Source organism: Micromonospora sp. CA-263727 (assembly GCF_050942455.1).
Classification (GTDB): domain Bacteria; phylum Actinomycetota; class Actinomycetes; order Mycobacteriales; family Micromonosporaceae; genus Micromonospora.
This window is the reverse complement of sequence record NZ_CP192031.1, coordinates 680,644-693,653: the sequence shown is the minus strand read 5'-3', so window position 1 is coordinate 693,653 and position 13,010 is coordinate 680,644. Positions and strand designations below refer to the sequence as shown.

The 13,010-nt window shown below is 67.4% G+C and carries 12 protein-coding genes; 8 read left to right on the top strand and 4 right to left on the bottom strand.

The genetic code is table 11. The features are described from left to right. Nucleotides 1-40: 40 nt before the first annotated feature. From ACQPYA_RS03255 to ACQPYA_RS03245, 3 genes are all read right to left on the bottom strand, one after another. The gene (locus ACQPYA_RS03255) at nt 41-3,067 is read right to left on the bottom strand and encodes a hypothetical protein (RefSeq protein WP_433531144.1); all 3,027 of its coding nucleotides are present in this window, start codon (nt 3,065-3,067) and stop codon (nt 41-43) included. 301 nt (nt 3,068-3,368) lie between these two features. Then, nucleotides 3,369-3,632 (bottom strand): type B 50S ribosomal protein L31, encoded by a 264-nt coding sequence (locus tag ACQPYA_RS03250; RefSeq protein ID WP_433531143.1) that lies wholly within the window; start codon nt 3,630-3,632, stop codon nt 3,369-3,371. After that, entirely contained in the window at nt 3,629-4,987 is a 1,359-nt protein-coding gene (locus tag ACQPYA_RS03245) for a CobW family GTP-binding protein (protein ID WP_433531142.1), read from the bottom strand. Before ACQPYA_RS03245 ends, ACQPYA_RS03250 begins: the two co-directional genes overlap by 4 nt. Nucleotides 4,988-5,080: 93 nt before the next feature. On the opposite strand from ACQPYA_RS03245, the gene ACQPYA_RS03240 reads away from it, so the two are divergent. The 7 genes from ACQPYA_RS03240 (at nt 5,081) to ACQPYA_RS03210 (ending at nt 9,346) form a co-directional block, all read left to right on the top strand. Then, on the top strand, nt 5,081-5,233 hold the full coding sequence (locus tag ACQPYA_RS03240) for a hypothetical protein (RefSeq protein WP_433531141.1): 153 nt from the start codon (nt 5,081-5,083) through the stop codon (nt 5,231-5,233). A gap of 49 nt (nt 5,234-5,282) precedes the next feature. Next, on the top strand, nt 5,283-5,519 hold the full coding sequence (gene rpmB, locus ACQPYA_RS03235) for a 50S ribosomal protein L28 (protein WP_433533370.1): 237 nt from the start codon (nt 5,283-5,285) through the stop codon (nt 5,517-5,519). After that, nucleotides 5,519-5,686: a 50S ribosomal protein L33 gene (gene rpmG / locus ACQPYA_RS03230; protein ID WP_433531140.1), complete on the top strand. Its 168-nt coding sequence runs from the start codon at nt 5,519-5,521 to the stop codon at nt 5,684-5,686. The genes rpmB and rpmG overlap by 1 nt, the downstream gene beginning before the upstream one ends. Before the next feature lies 1 nt (nt 5,687). After that, nucleotides 5,688-5,993: a 30S ribosomal protein S14 gene (rpsN, locus tag ACQPYA_RS03225; protein ID WP_433531139.1), complete on the top strand. Its 306-nt coding sequence runs from the start codon at nt 5,688-5,690 to the stop codon at nt 5,991-5,993. 564 nt (nt 5,994-6,557) lie between these two features. Further along, entirely contained in the window at nt 6,558-7,007 is a 450-nt protein-coding gene (locus ACQPYA_RS03220) for a DUF2975 domain-containing protein (protein ID WP_433531138.1), read from the top strand. Next, nucleotides 7,007-7,228, top strand: coding sequence for a helix-turn-helix domain-containing protein (locus tag ACQPYA_RS03215; RefSeq protein ID WP_433531137.1), 222 nt, complete (start codon nt 7,007-7,009; stop codon nt 7,226-7,228). The genes ACQPYA_RS03220 and ACQPYA_RS03215 overlap by 1 nt, the downstream gene beginning before the upstream one ends. Nucleotides 7,229-8,332: 1,104 nt before the next feature. After that, complete coding sequence (locus ACQPYA_RS03210) at nt 8,333-9,346, top strand: DUF6414 family protein (RefSeq protein ID WP_433531136.1); 1,014 nt, start codon at nt 8,333-8,335, stop codon at nt 9,344-9,346. Between the two features lie 247 nt (nt 9,347-9,593). On the opposite strand, the gene ACQPYA_RS03205 is transcribed toward ACQPYA_RS03210, so the two are convergent. After that, complete coding sequence (locus tag ACQPYA_RS03205; RefSeq protein ID WP_433528571.1) at nt 9,594-11,099, bottom strand: IS1634 family transposase; 1,506 nt, start codon at nt 11,097-11,099, stop codon at nt 9,594-9,596. A 432-nt stretch (nt 11,100-11,531) separates the two neighbouring features. On the opposite strand from ACQPYA_RS03205, the gene ACQPYA_RS03200 reads away from it, so the two are divergent. Further along, the gene (locus tag ACQPYA_RS03200; protein ID WP_433529539.1) at nt 11,532-12,911 is read left to right on the top strand and encodes an IS1380 family transposase; all 1,380 of its coding nucleotides are present in this window, start codon (nt 11,532-11,534) and stop codon (nt 12,909-12,911) included. Nucleotides 12,912-13,010: the final 99 nt, after the last annotated feature.

The following is a 13,010-nucleotide window of genomic DNA, read 5'->3' as shown; positions in this document are numbered from 1 at the left end:
GGTGCCCGGCGGACTCCCCGCCGGGCACCTGTCTACCCACTCACTCGATCGAGGTTCCGGTGGCTGCCGCCTGGGCGGTACGGATGGCCTGCAACACCAGGTCGACTGCCGGCAGTCCCTCCTTGTACTCCTTGTTGGCCAGCTTCTGCGACCAGAACACCAGCCGGTTCCGCATCACGTCGGTGCGCTGGTAGGTGAGGTACTCCAGGCAGTACGCGATGGGGTCCAGGGTGGTCTGCAAGGTGCAGCCGAGCCGGCTCTCACCGGTCAACGGCGAGGTCTTGATCTCGCTCTCCGGCCTCAACCGGCAGGGGAAGGCCCAGTCGGCGCAGTAGTTGGACCGCCCATGCTGGTAGGCGTCGGTGATCATGTTCAGGCCGTCCAGGTCGGACGGGGTACGGAACAGGCCCACCAGGTTGCTGCTGATCAACTCGTCCTGCGCGGTCGCGGTGCCGAACCCCAGCTTGACGTACGCCGTCAGCAGCCTCGCCTGGGTGGCGAGCCGCTGGTTCAGGACGTGCAGGGTCTCCTCCGGCCGGGTCGGGTTGGGGTTCGCCAGTTCCCGGGTGACCCGGGTGTAGTAGTCCGCGGCCTGCTGGTGGAGCCAGTTGGTCGACCGCACCCGGGCCTCCTCGGTGTTGTCCACCTTGCTGGCGGACTGCTGGAACAGCGCCCTGTAGGTGGAGTCCCACTTGGCGATGTCCTGCGACGCCTGGCGGCAGGCACCGGGCTGGCCGTCGTCGTGCACCCGGCAGACCTCGCCGAGCGGGAAGACCCGCGTCCACTCCCGCACGACCCGCCAGTTGCCGTCCCACTTCTGCCGTACCCGGATGGTGAACTGGAGGTCCGCCGTGGTGATCTCCCACCTCCCGGAGCGGCGGATGTCCACGTTGGTCCAGCCCGACTCGTGGCAGAGCTGGATGGTCGAGTCCGCCCGGCCGTACTGGGCCACCCAGAGCGCCTGCGGCAGGTCGGCGTACTTGACCTCGCCGGGCCCCTGGCTGGGGCGGCTCAACGCCACCCCGCCCGAATTGCACGACGGCACGGTCGCCGGGTCGGCGGTCGGCTTCTGACCGTCCGGCACCGCCTGGTTCGGTCCGGCGAACGGGTTGTGCTTGCCCGCGCCGCGGATCTCGTCCCGGATGGCGGCGGCCCGGTTCGCCATGTCCAACGCGGTGAACCGGTACTGCATGATGGCGTTGCGCATCAGATCGTTCAGGTGGCCGTAGTGCCCCTCCGGGTCCTCCTTCGCCTTGCTGAGGTCCCGCACCGCGTCCTGGATCTGATCGCCGGCCGCGATCACCTTGGCGTGCTGGTCGGTTTCGGTGGCCGCGGCGTGCTGCGGGTTCTGCGCCAGCAGCATCTGGTATCCGGTGGCCGCCAGCAGCCACGCCTCCGCGTCGACCGGGTTGTGCACCGCGTTACTGCCCGAGCCGAGACCGTTGCGCTTGCCGTAGTCGTGCAGGTAGCCGATGGAACCGTAGGTGCCGAACGTACCCAGCGCGTGATCCGGGTCGGCCGCGCCGAACGGCGCGATGAACCGGGTGTCCCGAGCCACATCCGTCGCGTCGAACATCAGATCCTGGGCGGTGTCGCTGTAGTTGACGCTGACATCGGCGTACGGCAGGGGCCGCCCGGTGCGGGCCTCGTACCCGACCGCCTGGTTGATCCGCCGCTTGATCTCGCTGACCGCGGCCGTCTTCTGGTTGGCGAAGATGGCGTTGCCCCACATGTCGACCCGCTCGGTCAGCTTGGCGAGCCGCTCGTTGATCTGGATCAGCTGGGCGTTGGTGGCGTTCTGCAACGCGATCACGACACCGAACTGGTCCAACATGTCGGTGTAGATCGTGCTCAGTCCACGTTCGATCCGGTCGAAGCGGTCGTTCATGGTGGTGCGCAGCTCCGCCACCTCCTGCCGCAGCACCCGCAGTTGTTCGAGGATCTGCTCGTCCGGGCTGGGACCACCGGCGAAGACCGGCAGCAGCGCCGAGATGGCGCCCAGCACGTTGCCGGTCAGGGCCAGGGTGCTCATCGAGGTCAGCGCCGCACCGAGGCCGAGCCCCGCGACGGTCGGCAGGTACTGGTTGATGGCCGTGGCGATCTGCACGGCCGCCCGGCCCACCCCGGCGACCGTCTTACCGGCCCGCGCGTCGACGAAGCCGGCGAGCAGGGCGAGCACCTCCACCGCGCTGGCCGCCCCGTTGATCCACTCCTGCGCGTCGTTGGCCCGCTGCACCGCGGCCCGGTGGTCCTGGGCGGTGGGCGTCGGACCGTCGTTGGTCAGCGGGAATCGCTCCACCAACGCGCGCAGCACCTCGTTGTAGCCGTCGACGCGGCCACCGATCGCGGTCAGCAGCTCGTTGAGCTGCGCCATCGTGTCGGCCAGCCACTGCTGGTTGTTCTGCTGGTGCTCCAGGATCGCGTTGACGTTCAGCCAGGTCGCGATGTAGGGGTCGGCGGCCAGGCTGTCGATCGTGGCCGCGGCGTCCACGTTGTACTGCACCCCGAACGTGGCGTTCCACGCCTCGCGGAAGTTGCCGTCGGCGAGCGAGAGGTTCGCCACCGCGTGCCAGATCCAGTTCTGCCCCTCGTATGCCTGCTGGAACCAGGAGTACTGGAACTGAGCGGCGGTGATCTGGTCCACCATCGAGCCGTAGTTGCGCAGCTGGGAGCCGACGGTCGACTCCATCAGCTCCTTCATGATCGGCGCGGCGATGGCCCCGCCGGGCGCCATCGCGCTCAGCTCCAGCAGCTTGAGCACGAACTGGTACGCCGGACGCTCCAGGTCGTCGGCGGTCAGCTTGCTGTTGTACCAGTTCCGCATCACCACGGAATGCTCGATGAGCTGCTGCCGGGTGGCCTGCGGATGCAGTTGGCGGTAGCCGACCATCTCCGCGCTGAGCATCAGGTCCTTGAAGCCGTCCGAGCCGTTGATCCGGGCCCGCATGTGCATGGTGAACAGGGCCCGACGCAGGCTCGCGTCGTCGACCGTCACCGGTCCGTTGTCATTGGCGGAGGCGGGCGGCGCGACCACGACACCGGACGCCAGCATCCCCACCATCGTCACGAGCGCGGTCAGTGTCCGCAGGCTGTGACTCCACCGCCAGCGGCTCGGTCGGCCCCGGCACGGACCGACCGGTCGATCCCCCCTGGTTGCCACCGCGCCACCGGCGGCTTTCTCTTGGCTCTGCACTCTCTTCCCCCATCGTCATCGGCCACTCGGCCGTCGCCAGAGCCTGCGCGATGTCGTTGGGAAGACGTTTGGAAGTGAATGGGAACGGGGCTGGGGGTCCGGCGGAGCGACCGTCGCGGGCCCACCTGACCCCGCCCCGCTGCGGCGTGCGCCGCTCACCCGATGCGCGGCGTGGTCAGGATGCCTGCGGACGCCGGTGCCGGGCGTACTTGGCGTGGAACTTCTCGACCCGGCCCTCGGTGTCGAGCAGGCGCTGCCGGCCGGTCCAGAAGGGGTGACTGGCCGAGGAGATCTGGACGTCGATGACCGGGTAGGTGTTGCCGTCGGTCCACCGGACGGTCTGCTCACTGGTGGCGGTGGAGCGGGTGAGGAAGGCGAAGTCGGCGGCGCGGTCGCGGTAGACGACGGGCCGGTAGGTGGGGTGGATGCCGGGCTTCATACGGATTCTCCTTGACTGGGTTCGTCGTCTCCGGTGGTCTGATCGTCTCGGGTGATTTGGTCGTCTCCGGTGGATTGGTCGTCTCGGACGATTTCGGTGTCCAGGGCGGCAAGCGGGAAGCAGTCGGCGAACGGGTCGGGGTGGCCGCGCCATGCCTGTTCGCCGTCGGCGAGTTCGGCGTCGGTGAGCAGGCAGGCGGTCAGGGTGCGGTGCAGGCTGGCCGGGTCGAGGTCGAGGCCGATGAAGACCAGGTGCTGGTGGCGGTCGCCGTAGTAGGGGTCCCAGTCCATGGCGGCGGCGAGCCGGCGGTGGTCGGACACCTCGTCCCAGTGCCGGTCGGACAGGGCGGCGAGCCAGCGGCCGAGGCTTCCCATGGCGAGACCGCCGCCGGCGAAGTCCCAGGCGACGACGGTTTCCGGCTGGCTGGACAACCAGAGGTGACCGCGGGAGCGGATGACCTCGGCGTTGAGGTCTTCGAGGACGTCATGCAGCCGTTGCGGGTGGAACGGGCGACGGGCGCGGAAGACCGCCGAGACGATCCCGCAGTCCGGTTGGGGCTCGTGCACGCCGACCAGATGCCCCTCCAGCCCTCGGACGAGGACGCCCGGGGTCTCCGGGCGGTACCGGCGCGTGTCGCGCAGTTGGCGGGTCAGCAGGTTCGCGTCGACGAGGTCGCCGTCGACGCGTACCTGGGTCGCCCAGGGTGTGATGCGGTTGAGCAGGACCGCCAGGCGGTCGGTGTCGTAGGCGCCCTCGGCAGACTGTCCCCACAGGACGAGAGTGTCGGCGTACTCGATCTGCCGGACGACGACGTCGGCGAGGGCCCGCTCGTCGTTGTCGGCGGCCTGGATGCCGAGGGTCTTCAGGTCGTCGGTGCTGGCCAGCCCGTCGAGCAGATGCTCGGCGTCGACCACGGTGACGTACGAGTCGACGTGCAGCAGTTCGGTGATCGGTACGCCGTCGACGGGGCAGTGGGCGCACGCGGCGGCGACCGCTTCGGGCTCGACCACCTCGGGCAACATCAGCACGATGTCGCGACCGGGACGGGTGCGGACCAGTCGGGCGAGGGTGGGCAGGACGTCCTCGCGCAGGGTGCAGGAGACGCAGCCATGGGCGAGGAAGATCCGCACGTCCTCCAGCACGCCGTCGCGGTCGCGCACCACCCGGTGCACGCTGCCGTTGCACACGTCGGCAAGGTCGTGCCGGACCAGCAGCAGCCCCGGGTCCGCGGCGAGCAGGGTGCGGGCGATGGCGTATGTCGCCGCGGGCCAGAAGCCGCTGAGCACGGTCAACGACGGGCGGGAGTCCCGCTCCACGGCGGCATGGCCGGCCGAAGCGACAGATGACGTCGACATCACAGTCCTCTCCACACTAAATGAAAACGGTTGTCATTATAGGCAGGTGATTACGGAAGGGGTAGAGCGGGGCGCACGCCCGCTGCCGGCACGGTGCCCGCCGCCTGCCCGCTGGCCGCCGCCTGCCCGCTGCCCGCCGACGACGCGGTGACCGCCGACGACGGCGGCGGCCGACCGCCCGGGTTCGGGTACGGCCGGGGCGCGGCGGCGACCCACGCGGGCCACCCTGACCCGACTCAGGTATAAAGAAAACGGTTCTCGTTATCGATTGGCCGCATCCCTGGAGGAGTTGACCGTGTCCCGACGCTGTGACGTCACCGGCGCGAAGCCGAGCTTCGGCAACGCCGTGTCCCACTCCCACCGGCGCACCCGTCGCCGGTGGAACCCGAACCTGCAGAGCCACCGCTACTGGCTGCCCTCGGAGCGCCGGTGGATCCGCCTGACACTGACGGCCAAGGCCCTCAAGACCGTGGACCGCAAGGGCATCGAGCAGGTCGTCGCCGAACTGCGCACCAAGGGAGTGAAAATCTGATGGCCCGGCAGACCGACATTCGTCCGATCATCCGCCTACGCAGCACCGCCGGCACCGGCTACACGTACGTGACCCGCAAGAACCGCCGCAACGACCCCGACCGCCTGACGTTGCGCAAGTACGACCCGATCGCCCGCCGGCACGTCGAGTTCCGGGAGGCACGCTGACATGGCACGAAAGAGCCTGAGCAACCGACAGGCCCGCCGGACCGAACTCGTCGCCCGGCACGCCGAACGCCGCGCCGACCTGAAGCGCACCATCGCCCACCCGGACACCGAACCGGCAGAACGAGACGAGGCAGTGCGCCAGCTCGCCCGGCTGCCCCGCGACTCCAGCCCCGTACGCCTGCGAAACCGCGACATGGTCGACGGGCGGCCCCGCGGCGTGCTCACCCGCTTCGGGCTGTCCCGGATTCGCTTCCGCCAAATGGCGCTGCACGGCGAACTGCCGGGCGTCCGGAAGGCATCCTGGTAGACAGCGACCGATGAAGGAGTGCCCCCGACAGGATTCGAACCTGCGACACACGGTTGTCGACCAACGCCCTCTCGAACTTGTCGTTGATCGTCAAGAACCAGGCTTGACCTGCCCGACCGCAGCCAGCCGCCGATCATCAATTGTCGCTGGTAGCCAACACTTAGCGGGGGTTTTCGGGGGGTAAACGAGGGCGCTATCGCGATCCCTGCTGGGGCTGTGCAGGAGCGCGCCGTGCAGGACGGCGGACGGGTCCGCGGTGACCCGCAGATCCCGCGACCACGCCGTAAGCTGCACCTCGGAAGTGCCTCCCTCGAAGAGAAACCTGTAGATGTCGCAATCACAGGTTTCCCTTGCAGGGCAGGCACTTCCGCTCATCCACACGCCGACGGGCAGCGCATCATGGCGATCACAGTGCATCACCCAGGCTAGGGCGCGCGCCACGGGGATGCACCGTGGAGACTCGATTTTCGAGCGAAATCGCTTGATTATCGAGCGATCTTCTGCAATATTCGATACGTGCATCGAATAGTCTTTGTTCTGCTCACTCTCCTGATCGTGCTAGGGATGGCCATCAGCCTCTTCGCCCAGGTCGTGATCCTGCCGGGGATCGCCGCGTCGGAGGCCGAACTCTTCCCACCGTACGAGCCCTACCGCGTCCCGCTCCTGACGGTCGGCATCGCGTTCATCGCCTGTGCGCAGGTCGTGCTCGCGGCAGTCTGGATGCTGCTGTTCCGCGCGCAGTCGGGCACCTTCTTCCGGCCCGGGTCGCAGCGCTGGGTGATCACAATCGGCGCGGCGATCGGCGCCGGCACCCTGCTCACCGTCGGCCTGTTCGTGTTCTTCACGTTCGGGGAGTTCCCGTCGCCCACCGACGGCATGGACACTCTCGGGCTGTGGATGGCCAGCGGGCTGGGCTGCCTGGTCGGCGCCGCGCTGCTCGGGGTCATGTTCGTGGTGCACCGGCTCGTCGATCGCGCGACGAGCGCACAGACGGAGCTGGACGGCGTGCTCTGATGGCCATCGTGGTCGAGATCGACGTGCTTCTCGCGAAGCGGAAGATGTCGGTCAGGGACTTCGGCGACGCAATCGGGCTGAGCCTGGCAAACGTGTCGGTGCTGAAGAACGGCCGCGCGAAAGCCGTGCGGTTCTCCACACTCAACGCGATCTGCGAGGCGCTCGACTGCCAGCCCGGTGACGTCCTGCGCTGGGTGCCCGACGACGATGATGCGCGGTAAGGCCCAGATCTCCACCCGCCGTGGGCCGCGGCCGCCGTCCAGGCGAACCCGGTGGCCCGCCGCCCGCCCGGCGATGTCGAGTCGATCCGGCGAGACGTTCGCGCGGACGAGTAGGTCGCCGACGGCGGCGATCATGGCGCCGGCCAGGCACCAGACCGCGACCCCGACGGCGAACACTGCGACCGTGACGAGACTGCTGGTCAGACCGATCGTGCGGAACATCGGGGTGTACACCGAGAAGTTGTCCGCCCCGTTTGGCGACGGTCACGCCGATCACCGAGGGCTCCCTGACGGGACAGGGAGCGAACGTACTCAACCGGCGATGTACCCCTGACCCGCCCCTACCCGTCCAGCTCACCCGCGTCCTGCGCCGTCGGTTCCGAGCCATCGATCTTGTCGAGCAGCCGCAGCAGAGGTCCGCAATAACCTGATCGCCCACAGGTGTTACCCGGGGGGGTCGGGGGACGATTCAAAATTGCATAGATAGACATCAAGGCCCTGGCCGGCTTCGTGCTGGTCAGGGCCTTGTGTTGGTGCCCCCGGCAGGATTCGAACCTGCGGCCTGCGGTTTAGGAAGGCGACTGAGGCAAGCCATCCACTGTGGCCGCTACCTGCGCGTCCGGGATTCCTGTCGGCGCGGCGGTGCAAGATCATTGCAGGTACTCTGCACGGCGCCGCGGACGCCCGAGGACGGCCGGAGGCCGCCCGCAGGGCAGGCCGCGAGCGCAACAACCCGTCTCACCGGCAACGAACTTCGGGCTCCCTGCGGAGGCTAGAACCCCTTAACCGCGAGCGTCGATCGCATCGGGTGGAGGCGGATTCATCGGCGCTCCGACCTCGACCGGCCCCGTCACCACCTCTCGACGTTTCACAGCTCCTGCGGCGCTCACCTGCACTGAGGTTGCACTAGTCGATCTTCGGCGCATCAATAGTTAACAGGTGGGAGGTGCGGCTCTCCTGCTCGTCGCATCGCCCCGTCGGGGCTCTGGACTGTGCGCGTCGGCTGGTTTGGGTCGGAAGCCTGACACTGATTGGGCCGTCAGGGCATAGCGACGGATACTCGCTCGGTGAACGGCTGTTACGAATTCTGAATCTGGAGTTGGATTGATACTTCGCGAGTTCCTTTACGTCGACACCGAAAAAGTTCGGGGAATGCTAGCCCAGCTAGACGGGGGAATCGCCGAGGAGGCGAGGAACACGACTAAGAGTGATAGGCGGACGGAAGCTGGAGTTAAGGGGTTCGCTGGACACTACCAGGGGTGGGGTGAGGAGAATTACACCACGAAGTCCCTCGGTGATTTACTATTCCCCACCTTGGAAGATGCGCTAGATTCCAGCGACCTGATCAAGGATCTGTCTGACCATCTGCAGGGTGAGCCCTTCTGGACCTCTGACGAGTTGCGAGAATCTACACCCCCGGGCACCCTTGTCCGCATATCTTCGCCGGGATCACTTTTCGACGCTCGATACGTCGCAGCAAGCTTGGCGGGATTTGGTGCGACGTATTCAGGACTAGAAGGCATAGGATCGGTGCCCGCCGCCTCGCCCGCTGTACCTTCAAGGCCGAACAAGGCGCGACCAGCGCGAACGAAGGGCAATAAGTCCCACGAGACAACCAATCAAATCGAGGACACCATCCCCGAATTTGGCCCTCTCAGAAATGACGACGGAAGCCTTGGAATCGGGCCGGATTTCTTCCGCGGGCTCACGAAGATTGCTCGTGGACTATTCACGCCGGGACTGCACCTGAACCTGTATCCGACCGATAGCGACACCCTCAGCATCGGTGTGCGACTTCAAGAAGGTAGGCATTTCCTCGACGGCGATCCGGAGATACTCTTTGCGCGATATGGAATAGGTAAGCAATTCTGGACCGTCGTCGGGACGATCGGACATTACGCTAATATTGATGATCGGATCGCTCCGTCGTACGGGGATATAACCGACGGCGCCGGCAATGTAGTTCGGGGTCGGACCGCCGCTTTCATCAACTCATACATGCGCTTCCTAGGGGCGCTGGGATTTGCTGACGTGCCCCAATGGCCTGGCTTCAACATCGTGCCACTGGCTGTCTATCGCGTCATTGCAACCTCGCCAACCGAAGTTGAAGCTCCTTGACGCAGCGCCATCCCGTCTGCCGCCGACCCACACACCGTGGGGCGGGCCAGGGCCAGGGTGACAAGGTGGAGCGCCCTACCGGACGAACGACCTTGTCACCCTGGCCCTGGTCTGCTCGGCTCTGCCTGGGTCGGCGGTAGACGGGATGCCCCCAACCACTACCCCCACGGCCGCAACCGTTCGGCAACTCCATCCTGGAGTCGTCTGGCCCCCGCCGGAGGCCATCTCTGACCTGAGTTGTAGCGGTTTAGTGACCACTCCAGCCGAGGTCGGTCAGGAGGGTTCGGGTCTCGGTGGGGATGCGCGGGTGGGCGGTCACTTGCTGGGTGCCGATGGTGATGGTGGCTGAGCGGAGGGGCCGCAGGGTCTTGAGGATCTTGTTGATGCTCAACCCGGAACGGGCTTGCGCTTCGCGGGAGATGGCCAGGGCAGCGAATACGATGGTCAGGTGGGCTTGGATGCTGTCTTCGAGGCGGTGGAAGACCGGTCGTGCGGCCAGGTCGGACTTGGTCATCCGGAAGGAACGCTCGACCTGGTAGAGGTCGTGGTAGGCAGCGACGACGGCGGGGCCGTCCATCCCGGCGGCGTCGATGTTGGTGACGTAGCCCTTGATCCCGATCAGGGCGCGTGCACGTTCGACGAGGTCCCAGTTCACGCTGGTGGTGCTGTCGGTGAAGGTGACGAAGCGGTCCTTCTTCAGCGGCCGTTCGCCGGTGGCGACCTTCTCGGCGCGTTCGACCATCGCGTTGATCGCGCGGTTGTCGTGCTGGGCTCTTTTGAACGTGTACTGGTAGACCACCCGTCGGTCACGGGCCTTGGTCCCGGTGCCCATGCGCCTGGTGGTCTCGATCGTCGCGCCGTCGGGCAGGTGGTTGCCGTGCCTGTCGACGTGGGCCTGTAGCTCGTAGGGGATCTTGCCGGTCTTGGAGCCGACGATGAACCGGAATCCGTTGTCTTCCAACGCCAGCAGGTTCGCCGCGGACAGCATCCCGGCGTCGGCCACGACGACGAGGTCGCGGGCCTGGTGGCGGTCGCGGAACCGGGTCAGGACCGGGATCAGCGTCTTGGTCTCGGCCTTGTTGCCGGCGAACAGGTCCACCTCCAGCGGGAACCCGTCGCCGGTGGTGAGCAGCCCGACGGTGACCTGTGGGTCGACGCGGCGTTCCTTGCTCAGCCCAACCTTGCGCAGCCCGTCTTCGCGTTCGACCTCGAAGTGCAGCGTGGTCACGTCGTAGAGCACTATCGCCAAGCTCCCACCCCGCGTGGCGTGCCGGTGACAGGCCTGCGCGATCACGGCCCGGTAGTCACGCTCGACCACGCGCTTGAGACAGCGCATGAACGTCACCCGATGCGGCGAGGCGACCCCGATCTCGGTCAACACCCGCACGGTGTCCGCCTTGCTGGTCGGCTCGATCACCCGGCCCAGCACCAGCGCCCGGAACGCGTCATCACCGAGACGATCCAGGCCGAGGTCGTCGTAGAGGCTGTTCAGAACCTCCCACAAGATCAGCGAAGACGTGCCCTCAACCACCGCAGATGCCCCGACCGCGACCGCGCCCGCACCGTCCAGGTCCAGGGTCAACTGCCCGCCATGAAGGCGTTCCTCAGCGACCTGCAGCAGCAGCGCCAACTCGTCGTCGGTGTGGGCCGAGCCGATGTGCTCGATACTCAACACGCGTCGGCCTCGCTTGTGCACGATCTGGACCGCGGTCGCTCCCGAGGCGGTCTTCACCCGCCGCACGAAAGCGCCCACCCCGCGAGACTACCCACGCAGCCAAGCCACGTTAGTGACCACATCAGCGCCGATCCGCGAGCAAACGCCCACGTCAGCGGCACCCACGATCACAAGATCACCAAAACGCTACAACTCAGGTCTGACCCCAGCCCCGCCCTATCCTCCGCCCCCTTCCTCACCCTCACCTCTTTCTCACCTCGGACCCGTGAGCGGTCGGCGTGATTCCGTTCGGCAACTCGCCCGGACCGGCCGTCGATCGGGTCCGCGGTTCCCGTCGTGAGGCTGAATGCGTGACCTGAGGTAGGACGTTGTCCTCCTAGCCCGGGTGATTCGTGGTGATCATCAACTTGTGGGTCTGACCGGCGTGTAATAGACGAAAGTGCCTCTCCGGCAGGGGAAACTTGTGATTGCGACATCTACAAGGATCTCTACCAAGGAGGCACTTCCGGCGTGCAGTTTACGGCGTGGTCGAAGGATCTGCGGGTCACCGCGGACGGAACACAGGTGGTGTCGCACGTCGGCACGGCGCTGCTGCGGATGCTCGCGGACCGGGCCGGGCTAACCAACGCCTTGTCGGCAGCGCTCGCCCGTGCCGGGGTGTTCCCGGTTCATGACCGGGGCCGAGTCCTGGTCGATCTGGCCGTGATGATCGCCGACGGCGGTGAAGCCATCTGTGACATCGACGTGTTGCGGCACCAGGGCGAGGTGTTCGGGCCGGTCGCCTCGGACACCACCGTCTGGCGGGCCCTGGACGAGATCGGCCCTGCCCAGTTACGGCGCATCGCGGTGGCGAGGGCGAAGGTCCGGGCCCGGCTGTGGCAGCTGTTCGGCGGCCCACCGGCGGCCCGCGCCGCCGGGCGTGACATCGGTGACGGGGTGGTCGTGCTGGACGTGGACTCCACGATCCTGATCGCGCACTCCGACAAAGACGGCGCCGCGGCCACCTACAAGCACACCTACGGCTTCCACCCCATCCTCGTGACCTGCGACAACACCAGCGAACTTTTGGCCCTTACGCTGCGGCCGGGCAACGCCGGCGCCAACACCGCCGCCGACCACCTCGCGGTGCTGGCCGACGCGATCGCGCAGATCCCCGCCGCGCATCGCCGGAACCTGCTGATCCGCGGGGACAGCGCGGCCGGCACGCACGTCGTGCTGGACTGGCTCACCGCGCTGAACACCCGCCGCCGCACCGTCGAGTACTCCATCGGCTGGTCGGTCGGCGAGCCGGAACGCGCCGCCATCACCGCGCTGCCCGCCACGGCGTGGACGCCGGCGCTGACCGCCGACGGCGGCGTCCGTGAGAAAGCCGAGGTGGCCGAGCTGACCGGCCTGCTCACCCTGCCCGGCTGGCCCCAGACGATGCAGGTCATCGTCCGCCGCGAACGCCCGCACCCAGGCGCTCAGCTGTCGCTGTTCGAGCACCGGGACGGCTGGCGCTACACCGCATTCGTCACCAACACCCGCGCCGGCGCGTTGCAGTGGCTCGAAGCCCGCCACCGCGCCCACGCCCGCGTCGAGGACCGGATCCGCTGCGCCAAGGACACCGGCCTGCGCCGGCTCCCGTCCCGCGAGTTCGCCATCAACCAGGCCCGGTGCCTCGCGGCCGCGATCGCCGCCGACCTGCTCGCCTGGCTGCAGATCCACGCCCTCGACGGCGACCTCGCCCGCGCCGAACCGAAACGACTGCGATACCGGCTGCTGCACACCGCAGCCCGCCTCACCCACGGCCAACGCCGCCGCTGGCTCCGCATCCCCGCCACCTGGCCCTGGGCCACCCAACTGTCCGCCGCGTTCACCCGGATCACGACAATCCCCGCACCCGGCTGACCCCCGTCAGCCCCAACACCTACGACCGGACACCCCAGGAGACCACGCCCCGCCGCCGCGACAGACGGCCCACCACCATGCCCAGACCGCCACACCCAT